Here is a 22,423-nt window from a genome sequence, read left to right on the forward strand (position 1 = left end):
CCATGAAGAGGGTCCTGTTCAAATTCCGTATTTGGTATTATCGTCTATTAATAAAATTAGGTATAAAGAGCAACGAAGTTTATTATATCGGGGGAAGTGAAGCGCTGCCTCCACCATTATCAAGGGAAGAAGAAGCAGAATTGCTCAAGCGCCTTCCGAAAGGGGATAAGGCTGCACGCGCGATGCTGATTGAACGTAACCTGCGGCTAGTCGTCTATATTGCCAGAAAGTTCGAGAATACGGGCTTGAATATCGAGGATCTGATCAGTATCGGCACCATCGGGCTGATCAAGGCAGTCAATACGTTCAATCCTGAGAAAAAGATAAAATTGGCCACATACGCTTCCCGGTGTATCGAAAATGAAATCCTGATGCATCTTAGAAAAAGTAATAAACTCAAATCCGAAGTTTCATTCGATGAACCTTTGAATATCGATTGGGACGGCAATGAACTGCTCCTTTCGGATATACTTGGTACGGATGAGGATATCATAACTAAAGATATCGAAGATAAAGTGGATAAGCGGCTTCTGAAAAAAGCGCTGGAACAACTGAATGACCGGGAGAAACAAATCATGGAGCTGAGGTTCGGGCTGATTGGTAAAGAGGAGAAGACACAAAAAGATGTGGCGGATCTGCTTGGCATTTCCCAATCCTATATTTCCCGGCTCGAGAAAAAAATTATTAAGCGTCTGAAACGTGAATTCAATAAGATGGTGTAGCGGTTTTCGACGATTTATGTCTGTTCCGGCATTAGTGATCGATGAATGACCGATGCATAAAAACCCTCCCCGGGGAGATACTGAAATTTGAATAGCATCCTGGGGGGGTTAACTGTGACAAGACATAAAGTTGAAATATGTGGTGTCGATACATCAAAGCTTCCAGTACTTAAAAATGAAGAGATGAGAAAGTTGTTTAAACGGATGCAGGCAGGAGACCGCTCCGCTCGTGAAGAACTGGTCAACGGCAACCTGAGGCTTGTACTGAGTGTCATCCAACGGTTCAACAATCGTGGCGAGTATGTTGATGACTTATTTCAAGTAGGGTGTATCGGACTGATGAAGTCGATTGACAATTTCGACTTAAGTCATAACGTGAAATTTTCCACCTATGCGGTACCGATGATCATCGGAGAAATTCGCAGATACCTGAGAGACAACAACCCGATCCGGGTTTCCAGATCATTGCGTGATACAGCTTATAAAGCATTGCAGGTCAGGGAACGATTGATCAGTGAAAAGTCGAAAGATCCAGCACCGGCGGAAATCGCCAAGGAAATGGGCGTACCTCATGAAGATGTAGTGTTTGCGATGGATGCGATCCAGGACCCTGTATCTTTATTTGAACCGATCTACAACGACGGTGGTGATCCGATCTTTGTTATGGATCAACTGAAAGATGACAAACATAAGGACTCCGTCTGGCTTGATGAACTTTCGTTACGAGAAGGAATGAAGCGGTTGAATGATCGTGAAAAGATGATTTTGACAAAGCGGTTCTTCCAAGGAAAGACCCAGATGGAAGTCGCTGAAGAAATCGGCATCTCTCAGGCGCAAGTCTCACGGCTGGAAAAAGCAGCAATTAAAGAAATGAATACTACGATGTTTGAATGACATCCAGCGCACTTTTACAAGTGCGCTATTTTATTTGGTCTGAAAATGAAATAATTGCATCAATTGTCCATGTTATGTCTGTTTCCTGCATAGAATGGGAATAAAGGAAGGTGATACTGTATGATGGTTTCAGAACTTCAAATGAAAGATATCATCGCTTTGGAAACAGGGGAACGGATGGGGCATATTACGGATTTGGACATTGATGTCGAGACGGGAAAAATAAAAGCATTGGTGATTGCGCTGAAAGGTAAAATGATGGGATTGTTCGGTAAAGACGATGAGGTTGTCATCCCCTGGGAGCAAATCATCAACATCGGTACCGACGTCATTTTAGTGAAAAAACCATTCGCAAGTCCACCTGAATCGACAAAAATGATAGAATGATGCGTATCTCACAAGAAAAATGGCGGTTTCTATGATAAAATAATGGAAACTGAGGTGGTAAAATGACAGAGCCATTTAGACAGCGAACTGAATCTACCTTGCACCTCCCAGAATGGGAGCAGGAACTGCAAGGATTGACAGCAGGTATGACTACCCGGAACGGTGGTTTCGGGGAAGCTCCTTTCTACCAGCTGAACCTTGGCCTGCACGTGCCGGATGAACCAGAAACCGTCCTTAAGAATCGGCAGCATTTAGCATCTTTGCTTGATTTTCCGCTTGATAGTTGGGTATCAGGAGAGCAGGTCCACGGCTCTAAGGTTAAGATAATCACTAGGGAAGACCGTGGAAAAGGTGCGAAGGATTATGCAACGTCCATTCAGGGAGTTGATGGCATTCTGACCAACGACAAAGGAGTTATGCTTACAGCATTCTACGCCGATTGTGTTCCGTTATTTTTCATGACGAAGGATAGTGGATGGATTGGAATTGCCCACGCTGGGTGGAAAGGTACCGTCCACGATATCGGAAAGCGAATGGTGGAAGCGCTGGAGCAGCAAGGTGTCGACCGAAACGATATCAAGGTTGCAATCGGACCTTCCATTGGGAAAGCTGCGTACGAAGTGGATCAGCATGTAATCGACCATGTGGACAAAAGGCATGTAGAGGCTGCAGCAAGCAATCAGTCGCCTGGGAAATACCAGCTTGACTTGAAAAGGTTGAATGAACTGTTGTTGATGGATGCGGGAATAAAAAGTGAAAATATTGCTACATCATCGTATTGTACATATGAGGAACGATCTTTATTCTTTTCTCACCGCCGTGACCAGGGCAAGACTGGAAGAATGCTCGGTTTTATCGGATGGCGGTCTTGAAGTAAGGAGCATCGTAATGTCAGTAGAACGTAATTTAGCAGACATCCAACAAAATATACGACAAGCATGCGAATCATGTGATCGTAGTCCTGAAGACATATCGATCATTGCAGTAACCAAGTATGTCTCAATCGAGCGAGCCAAGGAAGCACTTGAAGCCGGTATCAAGGATCTCGGTGAAAACCGAATGAAGGGATTTCTTGATAAGTTTGAGGCAATCGGTGGCGATGCGGACTGGCACTTCATCGGCAGTCTGCAATCACGCAAAGTGAAAGATATTATCGATCACATTCATATGCTGCATTCTCTCGATCGCAAATCATTGGCAAAAGAGATCCAAAAACGCGCATCAAAAAAGATTGAATGCTTCGTACAGGTGAATGTGAGTGGAGAAGAAAGCAAACATGGGGTTGCACTTGACGATGCTGAAGCGTTCATCGAAGCTTTGGAAGCCTATGACCGCATCGAAGTAGCCGGTCTGATGACCATGGCCCCCCATATAGACGATGAAGAGGAATTAAGGGGAGTATTCCGCAAACTGAGAGCATTGAGGGATAAGGTCCGCGATCGATCGTTACCCCACGCTCCGTGTAAGTATCTTTCAATGGGCATGAGCAATGATTATGTCATCGCCATCGAAGAAGGAGCGACACATATCCGTATAGGGACAGCCCTTGTTGGACAAGAATCTTAATAAGAGGTGAGGCGCATTGAGTATGAAAAATAAATTCAAGTCGTTTTTCACATTGGATGACGAGTATGAATACGTAGAGGAACAAGTAGAAGAAAACTATGAAGAAGAAGCAGTCCCTGCTCAGAGAAGCAAAAAAAGTCAGCAACAAAGCAAGCCCCAGAACATTGTCAGTCTGAAAAGTGCCCAATCATCCTCCAAAATGATGCTGTGTGAACCTAGGACATACAATGAAGCACAGGACATTGCGGATCATCTGGTCAACCGTAAAGCGGTCGTTATCAATCTGCAGCGTGTCGACCACCAGCAGGCGAAGCGGATTGTGGATTTTCTGAGTGGTACCGTTTATGCTATAGGTGGAGACATCCAGAAGCTAGGAATGCAAACCTTCCTATGTACACCAGACAATGTAGAAATTTCAGGATCTATTACTGAAGCTATGGTGGAGGAAGACGATTTAGATAGAAGGTGGTAATCGTATGGATGCAGTATTTCAGATTTTATCTACAGCAATTCAATTGTACAGTTATGCACTGATTGGATATATTCTCATGTCCTGGTTTCCGGGTGCACGTGAATCCTCGATCGGTCAATTCCTTGCCAGGATCTGTGAACCGTTCCTGGAGCCGTTCAGAAAAATCATCCCACCTCTTGGTATGATTGATATTTCGCCGCTGGTAGCGATTCTCGTATTGAATTTCGCTTCCATGGGCTTGAGAGAATTGTACTTCATGCTTTTGACTATATGATAGAAACTGTGATAGTAAAGCTGCGTGTCCTACACAACGCTTTACTATTTGTATTTTCACATAGTTTATAGCGATCAGAAAAACGTCCCCACGATTGGCAGGTGATTAAATTGGATATCTACCAACATTTCAGAAAAGAGGAACGGCCGTTCATCGATCAGATTCTGTCATGGCAAACAGAAGTGGAAAGAAGCTTCATCCCTAAGCTAACCGAATTCCTCGATCCGAGAGAACAATTAATCTTTAAAACAGTAATCGGAAAGCACCCTGATTTTACATTGGATTTTTTCGGGGGAAAAGGTGCAGAAAGAAAACGCGCCATTCTTGCTCCTTATTATGAAACAGTGGATGAGAAAGACTTCGACCTGGTACTCCTGGAAGCAGTCTATCCCCAGAAATTCATCACCTTGACGCACCGGGACGTCCTGGGTGCTTTCATGTCACTGGGAATCAAACGAAAAAAGGTAGGAGATCTCATCGTTCGGGATGGAGTCATCCAGATCGTAGCTACTGGTGATATTGTTGATTACATACGTATGAATATGACCGGTGTTAAAAAAGCGAACATCCAATTTGAAGTGAAATCATTTGATCAGATGCTGCAAAGTACAGATGTTTGGGAATCGGCAGAAACTACGGTTTCGTCTTTGCGGCTTGATGTAATCGTGAAAGAGATTTATCGTATATCACGACAAAATGCCGGATTACTGATTGAAAAGGGCCACGTGAAAGTAAACTTTCGCGTAGTCGAGGATACTTCATTCCAGCTCGAATCGGGTGATATGATATCCGTCCGTAAAAAAGGTCGGAGTAAATTGGTGGAAGTACATGGAACTACAAAAAAGGAAAAATTCAGGATTACCACTTCGAAATTAAAATAAAATCAGGTGGAAAGAAGGAATCGACCTTTTTTTGTCGAAATTTAAAGTACTAGATATATGTTCATATGACTATACTGAGGAGGTGGCCGGTGTGCCATTAACACCACTTGATATCCATAACAAAGAATTCACCAGAGGTTTCAGAGGCTATGATGAGGACGAAGTAAATGAGTTTCTGGATCAGGTCATCAAAGATTATGAGATGGTAATCCGCGAGAAAAAGGGATTGGAAGAGCAAGTCAATCAACTAAACGATCGCCTTGGACACTTCACCAATATAGAAACGACATTGAATAAATCGATCCTTGTTGCACAGGAAACCGCTGAAGAAGTGAAAAACAACGCTACGAAAGAATCCAAACTGATCGTGAAAGAAGCGGAAAAGAATGCAGACCGCATCATTAACGAAGCGTTGACGAGATCCCACCGTATTGCCATTGAAGTCGAAGAATTGAAGAAGCAGGCGAAAGTTTTCAAAAACCGCCTCCGTATGCTTGTGGAAGCTCAGCTGGATATGATCCAGACTGAAGATTGGGACCACTTGCTTGATACGGAGATGGAGGATGAAGACACATTCAGAAAAGAGCTTGTAGAAAATAAATCTTGACTTCATTTGTAAAATTACATATAATTCATTAACATGAAATTATACAAATCTTAATGAAGTCAAGACAATGATAGGGAAAGTACGAAAGGTCCCCTGGCAGTTTGAGCGATCCGGAGATGGTGCGAGTCCGGAGCAGCCCCTTTTGGAAAATCACCCTTGAGTTTCCATTCGAAAAGCGATGAGTAGAAATGGACGTTTGATTCACGTTACGAATGAACTGAGTGGGAAATCTGCTATCGGATTTTCTATAAGGGTGGTACCGCGAGCTTTCTCGTCCCTTTTTGGGATGAAGAAGGCTTTTTTTATTGTATTGAGTCAATGGTAGTTGAAAAGAGGAGGAAATTGAAGTGAATTATAAAGAGACATTACTTATGCCGAAAACGGATTTCCCGATGCGTGGAAATCTTCCGAATCGAGAGCCTGATATGCAGAAGCAGTGGGACGAAATGGATATCTATGGAAAAGTGCAAGAACGTACGAAGGACCGTCCGTTCTTCGTATTGCATGATGGACCTCCATATGCGAACGGCGCATTGCACATGGGCCATGCGTTGAATAAATCTCTGAAAGACTTCATTGTCCGCTACAAATCGATGTCAGGCTACAATGCTCCCTATGTTCCTGGTTGGGACACACATGGTCTTCCGATTGAAACGGCTTTGACAAAGAAGAAAAAGTTCGACCGCAAAAAAATGACGGTTGCAGAGTTCCGTCAGAAATGTGCCGAGTACGCGATGGGGCAGCTGGATAATCAGCGCAGCGAGTTCAAGCGGCTTGGAGTTCGCGGGGACTGGGATAATCCTTACGTAACCTTGAATAAGGACTATGAGGCTGAACAGATCAAAGTATTCGGTGAAATGGCCAAACAAGGTTACATCTATAAAGGCTTGAAGCCTGTTTACTGGTCACCTTCTTCTGAGTCCGCACTTGCGGAAGCAGAAATTGAGTACCAGGATAAACGTTCTCCATCCATCTATGTAGCATTCGAAGTCAAAGATGGCAAAGAGCTGCTTGAAGGTGGAGAGAAGTTCGTCATCTGGACGACGACCCCTTGGACGATTCCTTCCAACATGGGAATTGCATTAAATCCTGCCTACAATTATGTAGTGGTTGAAGCAGGAGAAGATAAATTCGTAGTAGCTGAAGATCTGTTGGACGATGTCGCTGAAAAGATTGGCTGGGAAAACCCTCAGGTAGTCAAGACGTTCAAAGGAAAAGAAGCAGAATATATCACGACGAAGCACCCACTGTATGACCGTGAGTCACTCGTAATCCTTGGGGATCACGTAACTGTGGAAGGTGGAACAGGTTGTGTCCATACTGCCCCTGGACACGGGGAAGATGACTTCTGGGTCGGTAAGAAATATGATCTTGATGTCCTTTGCCCAGTAGATGAAAAAGGGGTATTCACAGAAGAAGCTCCTGGCTATGAAGGACAATTCTATGATGCTGCTAACAAACCGATCACAGAAAAGCTCCAGGAAGTCGGCGCACTTGTAAAGCTGGAATTCATCACACACTCCTACCCGCATGACTGGAGAACGAAGAAACCGACCATTTTCCGTGCGACGGACCAGTGGTTCGCATCCATCAAGGATTTCCGCGATACATTGCTGGATGAAATCAAAAATGTAAAGTGGGTTCCGAAATGGGGAGAAACGCGTCTGTATAACATGGTCCGTGACCGTGAAGATTGGTGTATCTCCCGTCAGCGTACATGGGGTGTACCGATTCCGGTATTCTATGGAGAAGACGGCACTCCGATCATCACAGATGAAACGATCCAGCATGTTTCGGATCTATTCCGTGAACACGGATCGAACGTATGGTTCGAACGGGAAGCAAAGGACCTGCTTCCTGAAGGTTTCACTTCCGAACACAGCCCGAACGGAACGTTCACGAAGGAAGAAGACATCATGGATGTATGGTTCGATTCCGGATCTTCCCATCAGGCGGTCCTTCACCAGCGTCCAGATTTGCAGCGCCCTGCAGATCTTTACCTTGAAGGCTCCGACCAATATCGAGGATGGTTCAACTCATCCCTTTCCACATCTGTCGCTGTAACAGGAAAAGCACCATTCAAAGGGATTCTGAGCCATGGGTTCACACTGGACGGCGAAGGTAGAAAAATGAGTAAATCGATCGGTAACGTCATCCTTCCTGAAAAGGTGATGAAGCAGCTTGGTGCAGATATCATCCGTCTATGGGTGGCTAGTGCAGACTATCAAGCGGATGTAAGAGTGTCAGATGATATTCTTAAACAAGTATCTGAAGTTTACCGTAAAATCCGTAACACGTTCCGATTCTTACTGGGGAATCTGCATGATTTCGATCCTGCTGTGCATACGGTATCCGATGAAAAGCTTGAAGAAGTGGATCGCTACATGAAGGTCCGCCTTCAGGAAGTCATCAAAAATGTCAGGGACTCGTACGAAGCTTATGAATTCAGTTCCATCTATCATGAAGTTCATAACTTCTGTGCGATCGACTTAAGCTCATTCTATCTGGATTTCGCTAAGGATATCCTTTATATCGAAGCGCCGGATCATCCGCGCAGAAGAAGTATCCAGACTGTCTATTATGAGATTCTCACATCGATGGTGAAACTTCTTTCACCGATCATCCCTCATACAACGGATGAGGTGTGGAGTTACATTCCTGGAGTGGAAGCGGAGAGTGTCCAACTGACGGATATGCCGGAAGTCAAAGCTGTCGATGGAACGGACGGTTTGAAAGAGAAATGGGATCACTTCATGGAAGTGCGTGACGATGTCCTGAAAGCATTGGAAAAAGCACGTAATGAAAAGGTCATCGGTAAATCACTGGAAGCAAGAGTGACGATCGTTCCTAAAAATGATGCGACACGTAATCTGCTTGAAGGGTTCGAGCATTTGCATCAATTGCTGATCGTATCTGAGGCTCATGTGACCGATGCAAAAGAAGGAACAAAATCCTATGATCACATCGATGTACTAGTAGAAAAACACGATGGTGAGAAATGTGAACGCTGCTGGGTAGCGTCCGACGATGTCGGATCCGACAGCGATCACCCAGAACTGTGCGTACGATGTGCAACAGTCGTCAAAGAACATTACGAAGGATAAATGGAAAAATCGTGCAAGGAACAGTTCCTTGCACGATTTTTTTCTACTTTAAGAAAGTTAAGAAAAAACTAAGGCTTTCTCCATTAGTGACTGGCGACAAGCCAAGTTTTTCTAATGTGTTTATTAAGAGGACCTGATTGAAGGACATTTTCGTTCTTAGAAGAAATTTATGGTACAATGCTTTATGGAATAATGTAGATGGAGGATGCCTTATGATTCGGTTTTATAGCTTATCCGTTCTGGTCATCATACTTGATCAATGGACGAAATGGCTTGTAGTAAAAAACATGACTTATGGAGAAAGTATTACGATCATTGAAGGGTTCTTTTCATTGACCTCCCACCGTAATCCAGGGGCAGCTTGGGGGATCCTGCAAGGCCAGATGACATTCTTTTATCTGATCACTGTGATTGTCATCGGCGTACTGATCTATTATATGCAGACATATGGTAAGCAGAGCCGCTATACAGCCACTGCATTAGCATTGCTGCTGGCGGGCGCGATTGGTAATTTCATCGACCGGCTTTTCCGTAAAGAGGTCGTGGACTTTTTTGATTTCATCATCTTCAATTATGATTATCCGATTTTCAATATAGCGGATTCGTCTCTGTTCATCGGTGTGATCCTCGTGCTGATAGCATCATTCATCGATGAGCGGAAAAAGAAAGGAAGTAGCATGCAGTGAAAGAAACTTATCAAGTAACATCCGAACAAGCAGGTACAAGAATCGATAAATTGATGTCCGAGATTGAATCAGACGCTTCGAGAAGTCAGGTTCAATCATGGATAAAAGATGGTCATCTGACTGTTTCCGGCGAAACGGTCAAGAACAAGTACAAAGTCCAGGAAGGGGATACCATCGAGTGGGAGATCCCGGAACCTGAACCATTGGAAATCAAAGCGGAGGATATTCCACTTGATATCGTATATGAAGATGAGGATGTCATCGTCGTCAATAAGCCGCGTGGAATGGTCGTCCATCCATCTGTCGGCCATCCAAGCGGTACACTTGTCAATGCACTGCTTCACCATTGTGACGATCTCTCAGGGATCAATGGAGTGGAACGTCCCGGTATTGTCCACCGTATCGATAAAGATACGAGCGGACTGCTGATGGTCGCAAAAAACGACAAAGCACACCACTCACTTGGAGAGCAATTGTCCGACAAGACGATCAAGCGGGAATATGAGGCGATCGTTCATGGAGAGATTTCGCATGAATATGGGACAATTGATGCGCCTATCGGAAGGGACCAGAAAGATCGTCAGTCGATGGCGGTCGTTGAAAATGGTAAACCTTCCGTCACCCATTTCAAAGTATTGGAACTCTTTAAAGACTTCACTCATGTTGAATGCGTACTTGAAACAGGGCGTACCCATCAGATTCGCGTCCATATGAAATATATCAACCACCCTTTGGCAGGAGATCCGAAATACGGCCCTCGGAAGACGCTTCCGATTGAAGGCCAGGCGCTTCATGCCAAGACGCTAGGATTCATCCACCCTCGTACAGGGGAAGAGCTCCGTTTTGAAGTGGCTCCTCCAAACGATTTTGTCGAAATGCTGGACCTTTTGAAAAAACGCAGTTGACATATCTTTAATCATCTGTGATAATCATTAAAAGAATTGAATATGACCTTTAAGAACAGTCCCGTGAGGCTGAGAAGGAATCGGACCTGATTATTAGGATAATCCTACCCTTTTTCTGCCCTCATGCGGAAAAAGGGTTTTTTATTGTTCGAAATGAATTGTGCCGGAGGTGTGACAAAGTGAAGAAAAAAGCTACTGTTCTAGATGAAGCTGCGATAAGAAGAGCGTTGACACGTGTATCACACGAAATCATCGAGAAGAATAAAGGTGTCGATGATCTGATCCTTGTCGGCATCAAATCAAGAGGCGTACCTTTGGCTCATCGATTGAAAAAGCGTATCAATGATATCGAAGGAATCAACCTACCGATAGGAGAGTTGGACATCACCTTATACAGGGATGACCTGACGAAGAAACAAGGCTTGCAGGATCCTGAAATCAAGGAAACGAACATTGAAGCTGATATCGATGGGAAAAAAGTGATTCTCGTCGATGATGTATTATACACTGGCCGGACAGTGCGTGCCGCAATGGATGCACTGATGGATCATGGCAGACCATCACAGATTCAGCTGGCTGTCCTGGTAGACCGAGGTCATCGGGAACTGCCGATCCGGGCTGACTATGTAGGGAAAAACGTTCCTACTTCCATGGATGAAATTATTACAGTGAATGTATCTGAAATGGATCAACAGGATGAAGTTGAAATTTTCATAAATGAATAGCTACACCTTTAACTAAGTCCAGAGAGGCTTGAAAGGTCGTAAATCTGCAGCGGACCCTTAAGGGATCCGTGCACCTCTTTGCGAACTTTCAAGCAAAGAGGTTTTTTTATGCAGATTTTTAAAGGATCAAAGGAGGAATTATAAGATGAATAAACAAGAGGCTGTATTAGATGTAAGAGATGTACCTGCAAAATCGAAATGGCTGGTGCTCAGCATCCAGCACTTATTCGCAATGTTCGGTGCGACGATTCTCGTACCATTCCTGACAGGACTGTCCCCGGCAGTAGCGTTAGTTTCAAGCGGACTCGGGACGCTTGCTTACCTGCTGATCACGAGAGGAAGGATTCCCGCATACCTGGGGTCAAGCTTCGCTTTCATCGGCCCGGTACTTGCTGCAAGTGCCGCAGAAGGTGTACCAGGTGCGATGGTCGGAAGCTTCATGGCAGGTCTCGTCTATGGCGTAGTAGCCTTGCTGATCAGCATCTTCGGAATGAAATGGCTCATCAACCTCCTGCCCCCGGTAGTCGTAGGCCCGGTCATCATTGTTATCGGTCTAGGGCTTGCATCAACAGCGATCGACATGGCGATGTACATCCCTGGAACGGAAAACTACAGTGCAACACATTTTTCTGTAGCATTCGTAACACTGGCAATAACAATCATTGCTTCGATTTTCTTTAAAGGCTTCTTTGGACTTATCCCAATCCTGATCGGTATCATTGGTGGCTATGTCTTCGGAATGTATCAGGGAATCGTCGATACAACTGAAATTGCTGCACAATGGAACGAACTTACATCAGTAACGTCCATCGGCGGCTTCTTCACTGCCCTGTTCCAAATGCCGGATTTCGTAGTGCCATATGTCCACTACAACCCTCTTGAAGTCATCAATATGGAAATCGTCTTCCTCATGGCACCGATTGCACTTGTTACGATTGCAGAACATATTGGGGACCAGATGGTATTGTCTAAAGTGACAGGCCGCAACTTCCTGAAGAATCCTGGACTGAACCGCTCCATTCTGGGAGACGGAACTGCCACGATCATTGCTTCCATGCTTGGCGGACCGCCCAACACGACTTATGGAGAAAACATCGGTGTACTTGCAATCACACGAGTATTCAGTGTGTTCGTAATCGGTGGTGCAGCAGTACTTGCAACGGTCTTCGGATTCATCGGTATGATTACAGCAACGATCGCATCCATCCCTACAGCAGTCATGGGAGGCGTGTCCATCCTGTTGTTCGGTATCATCGCATCAAGCGGTCTGCGTATGCTGATCGATAATCAGGTAGACTTCGGTGAGAAACGTAACCTGATCATTTCATCTGTCATCCTGGTCATCGGAATTGGCGGGGCTTTCATCCAACTAAGTGATGATATCCAGATTGCAGGAATGGCATTGTCAGCATTTATCGGTGTGGCGCTTAACCTGGCCCTTCCAGGTAAGAAAAAAGCACACGGCAACGGCAACATGTTCCAATCGAATGCAGAAGAAACAGAACACAATAAAAATGATGATAGTGCAGCATAATCGAACGTCACTTTTTAATAAAGTCCAGAGAGGCTTCAAGGGTGAATGATTTGATCGCTTTGCCATGCGAAACAAGAGGCAGATCAAGCATCCCCTTTACACAGCGGGGATGCTTTTTTCATAGGTTCGATAAATAGAGGAGGAAAACCATGCGCCATCTGATCTCGATGAAACACATGTCCAATGTAGCAATCTACCAATTGTTCCATAAAGCGGAACAAATTCAAAAAGGTCAGTACAGGAAGCTGGATAAGCAGATGTTTGCGGCGAACCTGTTCCTTGAACCCAGTACGCGTACGAAGAATAGCTTCATCGTAGCAGAAAGAAAATTGGGCCTTGAAGTGCTGGATTTTACAGAGCAGGGGTCAAGTCTTCTGAAAGGTGAAAGTCTTTATGATACAGCGCGAACGTTCGAGTCGATCGGGGCGGATGTCATCGTACTCAGACAAGAGCAGGAAGGCGTACTTGCTCATCTAACCGAAAAACTGCAAATTCCCATCATCAATGCTGGCGACGGCTCAGGTGAGCATCCAACCCAATGCCTGCTTGACTTATATACCATCTTTCAGGAGTTTCATAGTTTCAAAGGCTTGAAAGTGGTGATCGCTGGGGACATCCGTCATAGCAGGGTGGCGCGTTCCAACGCGCATGCACTCCGCCAGCTCGGTGCAGATGTAGCGTTCGTTTCGCCGGAAGCATGGCGCGACGACACCATTTCCGAAAACTACATATCGGTGGATGAAGCAGTCGAATTTGCCGATGTAATGATGCTGCTACGAATTCAGCGTGAACGTCATTCCGATAAAGATACAACCCAAGAATACCTGCAGTCATACGGTTTGACGGTAGAACGTGAGAGAAAAATGAAAGAGCATGCCATCGTCCTCCATCCTGCACCTGTCAACCGTGGAGTGGAGATTGCAGATGAATTGGTGGAAGCTCCTCGCTCAAGGATTTTCAAGCAAATGGAAAATGGTGTGACAATTCGGATGGCGATCTTATCGACATTATTGGAAGGGGAGATAAGGAATGAAAACAGTGATCAAAAATATCAAAATGCTTGATGGAAATCGAATGGTAGATACAGAGATTCTTGTTGAAAACGGTATGATCAAGGCAATCGCGCCTTCTATTGCAGAAGAGGCAGAAGAAGTGATAGATGGGAATGGGAGGCTTGCAGCGCCTGGATTTGTCGACGTCCATGTTCATCTGAGAGAACCGGGCGGGGAATATAAAGAGACAATCACGACAGGTACGGAAGCGGCTGCACGTGGGGGATTCACGACGATTTGCGCGATGCCGAATACGAGACCGGTTCCTGATACGGCAGAAACGATGGAGGCACTGCAGAAGAAAATCGAATCAGATGCAAAGGTAAGAGTGCTTCCATATGCATCGATCACCACACGTCAACTAGGAAAAGAGCTCGTAGATATGGAAGGTTTGAAACAAGCCGGGGCATTTGCATTCACGGATGATGGTGTCGGCGTCCAGGCTGCAGGGATGATGCTCGAAGCGATGAAGGGAGCAGCGCGTCATAATTCCAGCATCGTCGCCCATTGTGAAGATAACACCTTGATCCAAGGCGGAGCGATCCATCAAGGAGAGACAAGTGAAAAATTGAATATTCCGGGTATCCCTTCCGTTTGTGAATCGGTACAGATTGCAAGAGATGTATTACTCGCAGAAGCAGCCGGTTGTCATTACCATGTTTGTCACGTCAGTACGAAAGAGTCTGTGAGGGTGATTCGAGATGCAAAGCGTGCCGGCATCAATGTGACAGCAGAGGTTACTCCTCACCACCTGATTTTGAATGAAAATTCCTTTGATAAGGATGACGCAATGTTCAAGATGAACCCTCCGCTACGCAGCCAGGAGGACCAACAAGCATTGATCAAAGGGTTGATGGATGGCACCATCGATTTCATTGCCACTGACCATGCACCACATTCGGAGGATGAAAAGAAGGAAGGGATGCTTACCGCACCTTTCGGGATCGTGGGTTTGGAGACTGCCTTCCCTCTACTTTATACGAATCTAGTGAAAACAGGCCCATTCACTTTAAATGAACTGATCAATTTCATGACAGCTAAACCAGCGGAGGTATTCGGCTTGCCTTATGGCAGGTTAGAGGAAGGTGCCCCTGCAGATATGATACTGATCGATCTAGAAAAAACGATGACCATCGACCGTAGCAGCTTTGCATCCAAAGGGAAGAATACGCCGTTTCACGGATGGAAAGTCGAAGGATGTCCTTCATGGACGATGGTAGGAGGAAATATCGTATGGGAGGAGCAGGTGATATGGTAAAAAAACAGCTCGTATTAGAAGATGGAACAAGATTCATAGGCAGAGGATTCGGGAGCGAACGTGAAAGTATAGGGGAGATCGTCTTCAACACCGGCATGACCGGTTATCAGGAAATCATTTCCGATCCTTCTTATTGCGGACAAATCGTAACATTTACTTATCCATTGATCGGAAATTACGGCATAAACCGGGATGATTTTGAAACGGTCGATCCTTCCATCCTCGGTGTTGTAGTAAAGGAACACTGCGACCATCCTTCAAACTTCAGAAGTGAAGAGACACTGGACGAATTTTTGAAAGCTAAAAACATTCCAGGTATCGAAGGGATCGATACGAGAAAACTGACGAGGATCATCCGTAAGCACGGAACGATGAAGGCGATGATCACAGATGCTGATCGTTCCATTGATAGCATCGTGCAGACGTTGGAGGCGACTCCGCTCCGAACCGATCAAGTGAGACAGGTATCCACGGTGAAACCATACGTCGTGCCTGGCAGAGGGTTAAGGATCGTACTGATCGACTTCGGCATGAAACACGGGATATTGAGGGAATTTACGAAGCGCAATTGTCATGTGACCGTCGTACCTTACCATACCTCTGCACATGAAATTGAACGACTCAAACCTGATGGAATCATGCTTTCCAACGGCCCGGGAGATCCGAAAGATGTACCCGAAGCAATTCAGACGATACGTATGCTGATGGGAAAAATCCCTATCTTCGGCATTTGCCTCGGACATCAGCTTATTGCACTTGCTGGTGGTGCAGACACATCGAAAATGAAATTCGGCCATCGTGGTTCGAATCAGCCAGTGAAAGATCTACGCACAGGAAAGACATACATCACTTCACAGAACCATGGCTATGCAGTTGATCGACATTCCATCACAGGAACAGAGTTACGGTTGACACAGCACTCACTTAACGATGAATCTGTCGAAGGACTTGAACATGAAAGGTATCCAGTATTCTCTGTTCAATACCACCCGGAAAGCTCGCCAGGACCAGAAGACACCTATCGTCTGTTCGACGAGTTCCTTTCCTTGATCAAGAGCAACCAGCTAGCGAAGAAGGAGGAGTCCACATGCCAAAACGTACTGATATAAAACGGATTCTTGTAATCGGGTCTGGTCCTATCATCATCGGCCAGGCTGCAGAATTTGATTACTCTGGAACACAAGCCTGTCAGGCCCTTAAAGAAGAAGGGTATGAAGTGATACTTGCCAACTCTAATCCAGCAACGATCATGACGGATCATACGTTTGCAGATCAAGTCTATATGGAGCCACTTACAGTAGAATTCCTTACTAAAATCGTCCGGAAAGAACAACCAGACGCAATCCTTCCCACATTAGGAGGACAGACTGGGCTGAACCTGGCAATGGAACTGAGTAAAAGCGGAATCCTCGAGGAACATGACGTCGAACTGCTTGGTACGAGGATGGAGGCGATTGAACAAGCAGAAGACCGAGCTAAGTTCCGTGATCTGATGCATGAACTTGGTGAGCCTGTCCCGGAAAGTACGATTGTCAGTACGGTTGACGGAGCATTGGACTTCGCTGAAGAAATCGGGTATCCAGTCATCGTCCGCCCAGCTTACACGATGGGTGGAACTGGAGGAGGAATGTGTGACAATGAGACCGAACTGAAAGAGATTGCCAGAAATGGTCTTTCCCTTTCTCCAGTACAACAGTGTCTGATCGAAAAGAATATTGCCGGCTTAAAAGAAGTGGAATACGAAGTAATGCGGGACGCAAGTGATCATGCGATCGTTGTCTGTAATATGGAAAACTTCGATCCTGTGGGAATCCATACTGGCGACTCGATCGTCGTTGCTCCTTCACAGACACTGAGCGACAGGGAGTACCAGATGCTACGGAATGCTTCCTTGAAAATCATCCGTGCGCTCGGTATCGAGGGTGGGTGTAACGTCCAGCTGGCACTTGATCCTCACAGTTTTCAATACTATGTAATCGAAGTGAATCCAAGGGTCAGCCGGTCTTCCGCATTAGCTTCGAAAGCAACTGGTTATCCGATTGCAAAGCTTGCAGCGAAAATCGCGATCGGCCTTACATTGGATGAAATCAAAAACCCTGTGACAGGTACGACTTATGCCTGCTTCGAACCTGCACTTGATTATGTGGTAACTAAAATTCCTCGCTGGCCATTCGATAAGTTTGCAAAAGGTAACCGTACCCTTGGAACTCAGATGAAAGCGACCGGTGAAATCATGTCAATCGGGAGAAACTTCGAGGAATCGCTATTGAAAGGTGTTCGTTCACTGGAAGGGAAATCAGAAGAATTATTCCTTGAGTCGGCCCTGAACCTGTCCGAAGACATCTTAGTCCAACGTCTTAAAAAAGCGGATGATGAACGGATCTTCCTTTTGGCAGAAGCGTTCAGAAGAGGGATGACAGTAGAAGAGATCCATGAGTGGACTGGTATCGACCAATTCTTCCTGATCAAACTTGAACGGGTCATCCGCCTGGAACAGACCATTCAGGAAAAGGGCTGGCACGATGAACTGATCATGAAGGCGAAACAAGTTGGATTCTCTGATCGTCAGCTTGCCAGGCTCCTTGGTGGAAGCACGGATGAAATTTATCGCAGGCGGCAAGAGAGCGGGATCAACCCGGTTTATAAAATGGTAGATACGTGTGCTGGCGAGTTCGTTTCGGAAACCCCTTATTTTTACAGCAGTTACGAAGAGGAGAATGAATCGCTTGTCACCGAAAAGAAAAAGGTGCTTGTCATCGGTTCAGGTCCAATTCGAATCGGGCAAGGCGTCGAGTTTGACTATGCAACTGTACATTCCGTCCTTGCATTGAAAGAGATGGGCTATGAGGCGATCATCATGAACAATAATCCGGAAACCGTCTCTACGGACTTCAGCATTTCCGACAAGCTTTATTTTGAACCACTGACTCTGGAGGATGTGATGCACGTCATCGATCTTGAACAGCCAGAAGGTGTCATTGTCCAGTTCGGCGGTCAGACAGCTATCAACCTTGTCGATGGCCTCCACCGCAGAGGGGTCACCATCCTTGGTACAACGATGGATGCGATCAATGAAACCGAAGATAGAGATCTGTTCGAGCGGCTTCTCAACCGCCTGAACATTGCGAAGCCGGGTGGGGAAAGTGTCACAAGTGTCGAGGAAGCAGTCGATGTAGCTGAACGAATCGGGTATCCCGTACTTGTAAGACCATCCTATGTCCTTGGTGGTCGCGCGATGGAAATCGTCTATAAGAAAGAAGAACTGCTCTCGTATATGGAAGAAACGGTCCGTGATTTCAGTGACCACCCGATCCTGGTAGATAAATACCTGACAGGAATGGAAATTGAAGTTGATGCGATTACCGACGGGGAAACCGTCGTCATACCTGGAATCATGGAACACATTGAGCGAGCGGGAGTCCATTCCGGAGACTCGATGGCAGTCTACCCTACTCAGCGACTGAGTTCCGACCTGGAGACACAATGCATGGATGCGACGATTAAAATTGCGCGAGAATTGAACATGCAGGGTTTGATCAATATCCAGTTCGTCGTCAATGGAGATACTGCATACGTACTTGAAGTCAACCCTCGTGCAAGCCGCACAGTACCATTCCTGAGTAAAGTGACCGGCATCCAGATGGCTCAGCTTGCGACCCAGGCAATTTTAGGTGAAAAGCTTTCTGATATGGGGTATGCTTCCGGAATCATTCCGAAGCCTGATGGTGTCTTCGTAAAAGTTCCAGTATTCTCCTTTGAAAAGTTACGAAGTGTAGACACGACGCTCGGACCAGAAATGAAATCGACCGGGGAAGTAATCGGATATGATCAGACCTTGGAAAAAGCGCTCTATAAAGGAATGACAGCTTCGGGTCTGAAGATACCGGTAGAAGGGTCTGTCCTGCTGACCGTAGCGGATAAAGATAAAGATGAAATGGTCGGCATTGCAGAGACATTCCATCAGCTCGGTTTCCAGCTGTACGCAACAGAAGGAACAGCGAACGTCATCCGTCTTGCTGGGATACCAGTCGAAACGGTTTCGAAAGTCGGATCCGATCAACTGGATGTCGTCGATCTCATCCAAACCGGAAAAGTACAATTTGTCGTTAATACTCTTACGAAAGGACTCCGCTCAAGAACAGACGGTTTTAGAATCCGACGCGAAGCAGTGGAACATGGCATCGCCTGTCTGACAAGTTTGGATACGGCCAAAGCAATCGTCGATGTCATCGATGCGATGAGCTTCACTGCACGTTCAATCGGTAAGAAGGAGGTCATTTTACGGTGATGCAGCGGGAATGGATGACCATTACAGTCCATGAAAGGATTGCAGAAGATACCTATCAGATGGTGCTGAAAGGTGAAACGGCAGAAGCAGAAATACAGCCCGGACAATTTTTGCACATCCATATCGGTGACGCATTTTACCTCCGAAGACCGATTTCGATAGCGGATGTCGATCCTGTAGCTGGAACGATGACCATCCTTTATAAAGTATTGGGAGATGGAACAGAAGCACTCACTAAAAAACAACCAGGAGACAGAATCGATGTGCTCGGCCCGGGAGGAAATGGCTTCCCGGTCGATAATCTTCAAATCGATCGTGCACTTCTGATCGGTGGCGGCATCGGAGTACCTCCGCTTTACTACCTTGCACGACAATTGAAGGCTCAAGGGATAGAAGTCACTGCTGTACTTGGGTTTCAAAACAAGGAAAGTGTCTTTTTTGAAGAAGCATTCAGTCAGATCGGTGATGTTCATGTGACGACGAATGACGGCTCCTATGGTCACCACGGGTTTGTCACCGACCTTCTTCCAGGATTAAAAGGCACGTTTGATACCTACTTTTCTTGTGGTCCCTCCATCATGCTCAAAGCCGTCTCTACTGCTCTGAAGGATGAATCCGGCTACATTTCCATTGAAGAACGGATGGGGTGCGGCATCGGTGCTTGTTTCGCCTGTGTCGTCCCATGCGCAGAGGAAGACGAAAAAGGTTATCGGAAAATCTGCAGCGACGGTCCGGTATTCCGTCCAGAGGAGGTAGTCTTATGAGCGAATTAGCAGTTGAACTCCCAGGTCTTTCATTGAAGAACCCGGTCATGCCGGCTTCAGGCTGTTTCGGATTCGGAAAAGAATTCAGTCAGTTCTATGACTTGTCGGAACTTGGTGCAATCATTATTAAAGCAGCAACCGGTGAAAAGCGATATGGGAATCCCACTCCCCGGGTAGCTGAATCTGCCTCCGGCATGCTGAATGCAATCGGATTGCAAAACCCAGGAGTCGATGGAATCATCGAAAATGAACTGCCATTCTTGAGACGGTTCAATACTTCCATCATTGCCAATGTCGCTGGCAGCACGATCGAAGAATATGTGAAAGTTGCTGAAAAGCTATCCGCGGCAGATGGAATTGCTGCGTTGGAGCTGAACATATCCTGCCCCAATGTGAAGGAAGGCGGGGTTCAGTTCGGTACGGACCCTCTTCTTGCTGAGGAAGTTACCAGACAAATAAAGAGTGTGAGTGCCGTTCCGGTCTATGTGAAACTATCCCCGAACGTATCGGATATCGTAGAAATGGCGAAAGCGGTGGAAAGAGCAGGAGCAGACGGTCTGTCTATGATCAATACGTTGACCGGAATGCGTCTTGATTTAAGTACGAAAAAACCGATCATCGCCAACAAAACCGGAGGACTTTCAGGCCCAGCAATAAAACCGGTCGCCATCCGGATGATTCATCAAGTTTATCAGGAAGTGGACCTTCCGATCATTGGAATGGGCGGTATCGAAACTGCTGAAGATGTATTGGAATTTTTATTGGCAGGGGCAAGTGCAGTTGCAATCGGAAGTGCAAATTTCAAGAACCCATACATTTGTAAAGAAGTGATCGATTCATTACCGGAAACGTTGGAAAGCTATGGTTTTTCAGACGTTAAGGATGTAGTAGGAGGTGCCCATCATGAAAGAATTCCGTCAAATGTATCTCGCCCTTGATTTCAAGACGGGGGAGGAAGCAAGCCGCTTCCTTGATGATCACAATTTGTACGAAGTTCCTGTAAAAGTCGGAATGCAACTTTTTTATAAAGAAGGGCCCGGTTTCATAAAGACTTTGAGAGAAAATGGGCATCCGATCTTTCTCGATTTGAAGCTTCACGACATTCCTAATACGGTATATCACGCGATGTTCAGTTTGGCATCACTGGGCGTTGAAATGGTGAATGTCCATGCGCAGGGTGGAAAAGAAATGATCCGTGCAGCTAAACAAGGGTTGATGGATGGTTCTTCAGGTGGGGATGTACCATTATTGATTGCTGTTACTCAACTTACTTCTACTGATCAACACATGCTTCAACATGAATTATTAGTGAATCGTTCCATGGATGAAACCGTCGCTCATTATGCAGACCTCTCTAAGGAAGCAGGTGCAGACGGGGTCGTTTGTTCCGTACATGAAGTTGAGAAGGTCAAGCACCATTGTGGAAATGAATTTCTGACAGTCACCCCTGGCATTCGCTTGAAGACGAATGAGAATGATGATCAAAAGAGAGTTGCGACTCCTTTACAAGCAAGAATTGCCGGTACCGACAGCATCGTTATCGGGAGAAGCGTTACCAAAGCGGAACAGCCACTGATCAATTACCAGCAGATAGAAAAGGAGTGGTACAATGTTTGATAACAGCAGTATTTTATCAGGATTACTTGAAATCGGGGCAGTGCAGATCCAACCGGATGATCCGTTCACGTTAAGTTCTGGATTGATGTCTCCCATCTATTGTGATAATCGTCTGACGATGTCCTACCCGGAAATCCGCCGTTCCATACGCGATCGATTCACCCAGCAAATCAAAGAACTTGGTGAAATCGATGTTATCGCTGGTTGTGCAACAGCTGGTATTCCTCATGCCGCATTCGTAGCGGAAGTATTGGATCTTCCGATGATTTATGTACGCTCCAAGCCCAAAAGTCATGGAAAAGGAAGTCAGATTGAAGGAAAGTTACATAAAGGTCAGAAAGTAGTGTTGATCGAAGACCTTTTCTCGACTGGAGGTTCTGCCATCCAGGCTGCTGAAGCGATTAAGGAAGCAGGGGGAGAAGTCGTCAAGATCATTGCGATTTTCAGTTATCAGCTGGACAAATCCAAGCAAAACTTCAAAGAAGCCGGCTTTGAAGTGGAGTCACTTACAGATCTTGATGAGCTGCTTACATTCATGAAGCGTAATGGGGGACTGAGTGAAATTCAGGAGGAGAAAGTGCTGAAATGGAGAAAAGACCCATCTGGGTATAAAGGATGAATTAGCACATTACAATTGTCCTATATGCCATTTCCCTGTAACATAGAAGTATGAATATAGGGTTGGTG

22 protein-coding genes and 1 other annotated feature are annotated in these 22,423 nt (G+C 45.7%); all 22 genes read left to right on the forward strand.

The features are described 5' to 3' along the window. Positions 1 to 2: 2 nt before the first annotated feature. Positions 3 to 722: an RNA polymerase sporulation sigma factor SigE gene (sigE, locus tag ACFQ2J_RS02665; protein WP_386056332.1), complete on the forward strand. Its 720-nt coding sequence runs from the start codon at positions 3 to 5 to the stop codon at positions 720 to 722. Between the two features lie 87 nt (positions 723 to 809). After that, positions 810 to 1,616, forward strand: a complete 807-nt coding sequence (gene sigG / locus ACFQ2J_RS02670) for an RNA polymerase sporulation sigma factor SigG (protein ID WP_386056334.1) — start codon at positions 810 to 812, stop codon at positions 1,614 to 1,616. Positions 1,617 to 1,736: 120 nt separating this feature from the next. Further along, positions 1,737 to 2,003 carry a YlmC/YmxH family sporulation protein gene (locus ACFQ2J_RS02675; RefSeq protein WP_386056336.1) on the forward strand — a complete coding sequence of 89 codons (267 nt, stop codon included), beginning with the start codon at positions 1,737 to 1,739 and terminating at the stop codon, positions 2,001 to 2,003. 62 nt (positions 2,004 to 2,065) lie between these two features. Continuing rightward, positions 2,066 to 2,875 (forward strand): peptidoglycan editing factor PgeF, encoded by an 810-nt coding sequence (gene pgeF / locus ACFQ2J_RS02680; protein ID WP_386056338.1) that lies wholly within the window; start codon positions 2,066 to 2,068, stop codon positions 2,873 to 2,875. Positions 2,876 to 2,891: 16 nt separating this feature from the next. Beyond that, a complete protein-coding gene (locus ACFQ2J_RS02685) occupies positions 2,892 to 3,569 on the forward strand; it encodes a YggS family pyridoxal phosphate-dependent enzyme (protein WP_386056339.1) in 678 nt (225 codons plus the stop codon). Positions 3,570 to 3,585: 16 nt separating this feature from the next. Then, positions 3,586 to 4,041, forward strand: coding sequence for a cell division protein SepF (locus ACFQ2J_RS02690; RefSeq protein ID WP_386056341.1), 456 nt, complete (start codon positions 3,586 to 3,588; stop codon positions 4,039 to 4,041). Between the two features lie 4 nt (positions 4,042 to 4,045). Beyond that, complete coding sequence (locus tag ACFQ2J_RS02695) at positions 4,046 to 4,315, forward strand: YggT family protein (RefSeq protein ID WP_386056342.1); 270 nt, start codon at positions 4,046 to 4,048, stop codon at positions 4,313 to 4,315. A 101-nt stretch (positions 4,316 to 4,416) separates the two neighbouring features. Next, on the forward strand, positions 4,417 to 5,196 hold the full coding sequence (locus tag ACFQ2J_RS02700; protein WP_386056344.1) for a YlmH family RNA-binding protein: 780 nt from the start codon (positions 4,417 to 4,419) through the stop codon (positions 5,194 to 5,196). 91 nt (positions 5,197 to 5,287) lie between these two features. Beyond that, positions 5,288 to 5,803 (forward strand): DivIVA domain-containing protein, encoded by a 516-nt coding sequence (locus ACFQ2J_RS02705; RefSeq protein ID WP_386056346.1) that lies wholly within the window; start codon positions 5,288 to 5,290, stop codon positions 5,801 to 5,803. A 58-nt stretch (positions 5,804 to 5,861) separates the two neighbouring features. Continuing rightward, positions 5,862 to 6,085 (forward strand) — a binding site (T-box leader). Positions 6,086 to 6,150: 65 nt separating this feature from the next. Next, the gene (gene ileS, locus ACFQ2J_RS02710) at positions 6,151 to 8,907 is read left to right on the forward strand and encodes an isoleucine--tRNA ligase (protein ID WP_386056348.1); all 2,757 of its coding nucleotides are present in this window, start codon (positions 6,151 to 6,153) and stop codon (positions 8,905 to 8,907) included. Positions 8,908 to 9,119: 212 nt separating this feature from the next. Further along, positions 9,120 to 9,593: a signal peptidase II gene (gene lspA / locus ACFQ2J_RS02715; protein WP_386056349.1), complete on the forward strand. Its 474-nt coding sequence runs from the start codon at positions 9,120 to 9,122 to the stop codon at positions 9,591 to 9,593. Then, positions 9,590 to 10,498, forward strand: a complete 909-nt coding sequence (locus tag ACFQ2J_RS02720) for an RluA family pseudouridine synthase (RefSeq protein WP_386056351.1) — start codon at positions 9,590 to 9,592, stop codon at positions 10,496 to 10,498. Before lspA ends, ACFQ2J_RS02720 begins: the two co-directional genes overlap by 4 nt. A gap of 179 nt (positions 10,499 to 10,677) precedes the next feature. Continuing rightward, positions 10,678 to 11,223 (forward strand): bifunctional pyr operon transcriptional regulator/uracil phosphoribosyltransferase PyrR, encoded by a 546-nt coding sequence (gene pyrR, locus ACFQ2J_RS02725; protein ID WP_386056353.1) that lies wholly within the window; start codon positions 10,678 to 10,680, stop codon positions 11,221 to 11,223. 145 nt (positions 11,224 to 11,368) lie between these two features. After that, the gene (locus ACFQ2J_RS02730; protein WP_386056354.1) at positions 11,369 to 12,757 is read left to right on the forward strand and encodes a solute carrier family 23 protein; all 1,389 of its coding nucleotides are present in this window, start codon (positions 11,369 to 11,371) and stop codon (positions 12,755 to 12,757) included. Between the two features lie 149 nt (positions 12,758 to 12,906). Beyond that, complete coding sequence (locus ACFQ2J_RS02735) at positions 12,907 to 13,821, forward strand: aspartate carbamoyltransferase catalytic subunit (protein WP_386056356.1); 915 nt, start codon at positions 12,907 to 12,909, stop codon at positions 13,819 to 13,821. Then, positions 13,787 to 15,067, forward strand: coding sequence for a dihydroorotase (locus ACFQ2J_RS02740; RefSeq protein WP_386056358.1), 1,281 nt, complete (start codon positions 13,787 to 13,789; stop codon positions 15,065 to 15,067). The genes ACFQ2J_RS02735 and ACFQ2J_RS02740 overlap by 35 nt, the downstream gene beginning before the upstream one ends. Then, a complete protein-coding gene (locus ACFQ2J_RS02745; protein WP_386058317.1) occupies positions 15,061 to 16,176 on the forward strand; it encodes a carbamoyl phosphate synthase small subunit in 1,116 nt (371 codons plus the stop codon). The genes ACFQ2J_RS02740 and ACFQ2J_RS02745 overlap by 7 nt, the downstream gene beginning before the upstream one ends. After that, complete coding sequence (carB, locus tag ACFQ2J_RS02750) at positions 16,155 to 19,355, forward strand: carbamoyl-phosphate synthase large subunit (protein WP_386056359.1); 3,201 nt, start codon at positions 16,155 to 16,157, stop codon at positions 19,353 to 19,355. Before ACFQ2J_RS02745 ends, carB begins: the two co-directional genes overlap by 22 nt. Then, positions 19,355 to 20,119, forward strand: coding sequence for a dihydroorotate dehydrogenase electron transfer subunit (locus ACFQ2J_RS02755; RefSeq protein ID WP_386058319.1), 765 nt, complete (start codon positions 19,355 to 19,357; stop codon positions 20,117 to 20,119). The genes carB and ACFQ2J_RS02755 overlap by 1 nt, the downstream gene beginning before the upstream one ends. Beyond that, positions 20,116 to 21,057, forward strand: coding sequence for a dihydroorotate dehydrogenase (locus ACFQ2J_RS02760; protein WP_386056361.1), 942 nt, complete (start codon positions 20,116 to 20,118; stop codon positions 21,055 to 21,057). Before ACFQ2J_RS02755 ends, ACFQ2J_RS02760 begins: the two co-directional genes overlap by 4 nt. Then, the gene (gene pyrF, locus ACFQ2J_RS02765) at positions 21,023 to 21,736 is read left to right on the forward strand and encodes an orotidine-5'-phosphate decarboxylase (RefSeq protein WP_386056363.1); all 714 of its coding nucleotides are present in this window, start codon (positions 21,023 to 21,025) and stop codon (positions 21,734 to 21,736) included. Before ACFQ2J_RS02760 ends, pyrF begins: the two co-directional genes overlap by 35 nt. Next, positions 21,729 to 22,355: an orotate phosphoribosyltransferase gene (gene pyrE / locus ACFQ2J_RS02770; RefSeq protein WP_386056364.1), complete on the forward strand. Its 627-nt coding sequence runs from the start codon at positions 21,729 to 21,731 to the stop codon at positions 22,353 to 22,355. The genes pyrF and pyrE overlap by 8 nt, the downstream gene beginning before the upstream one ends. Positions 22,356 to 22,423 lie beyond the last annotated feature (68 nt).

This window comes from Thalassobacillus hwangdonensis (genome assembly GCF_042675915.1).
GTDB lineage: Bacteria > Bacillota > Bacilli > Bacillales > Halobacillaceae > Thalassobacillus_A > Thalassobacillus_A hwangdonensis.

Coding starts and splice junctions, on each gene's coding strand:
- sigE (WP_386056332.1), top strand. CDS start 3: ATGAAGAGGGTCCTGTTCAAATTCCGTATTTGGTATTATCGTCTATTA.
- ACFQ2J_RS02675 (WP_386056336.1), top strand. CDS start 1,737: ATGATGGTTTCAGAACTTCAAATGAAAGATATCATCGCTTTGGAAACA.
- pgeF (WP_386056338.1), top strand. CDS start 2,066: ATGACAGAGCCATTTAGACAGCGAACTGAATCTACCTTGCACCTCCCA.
- ACFQ2J_RS02685 (WP_386056339.1), top strand. CDS start 2,892: ATGTCAGTAGAACGTAATTTAGCAGACATCCAACAAAATATACGACAA.
- ACFQ2J_RS02695 (WP_386056342.1), top strand. CDS start 4,046: ATGGATGCAGTATTTCAGATTTTATCTACAGCAATTCAATTGTACAGT.
- lspA (WP_386056349.1), top strand. CDS start 9,120: ATGATTCGGTTTTATAGCTTATCCGTTCTGGTCATCATACTTGATCAA.
- ACFQ2J_RS02730 (WP_386056354.1), top strand. CDS start 11,369: ATGAATAAACAAGAGGCTGTATTAGATGTAAGAGATGTACCTGCAAAA.
- ACFQ2J_RS02735 (WP_386056356.1), top strand. CDS start 12,907: ATGCGCCATCTGATCTCGATGAAACACATGTCCAATGTAGCAATCTAC.
- ACFQ2J_RS02740 (WP_386056358.1), top strand. CDS start 13,787: ATGAAAACAGTGATCAAAAATATCAAAATGCTTGATGGAAATCGAATG.
- ACFQ2J_RS02745 (WP_386058317.1), top strand. CDS start 15,061: ATGGTAAAAAAACAGCTCGTATTAGAAGATGGAACAAGATTCATAGGC.
- carB (WP_386056359.1), top strand. CDS start 16,155: ATGCCAAAACGTACTGATATAAAACGGATTCTTGTAATCGGGTCTGGT.
- ACFQ2J_RS02755 (WP_386058319.1), top strand. CDS start 19,355: ATGCAGCGGGAATGGATGACCATTACAGTCCATGAAAGGATTGCAGAA.
- ACFQ2J_RS02760 (WP_386056361.1), top strand. CDS start 20,116: ATGAGCGAATTAGCAGTTGAACTCCCAGGTCTTTCATTGAAGAACCCG.
- pyrF (WP_386056363.1), top strand. CDS start 21,023: ATGAAAGAATTCCGTCAAATGTATCTCGCCCTTGATTTCAAGACGGGG.
- pyrE (WP_386056364.1), top strand. CDS start 21,729: ATGTTTGATAACAGCAGTATTTTATCAGGATTACTTGAAATCGGGGCA.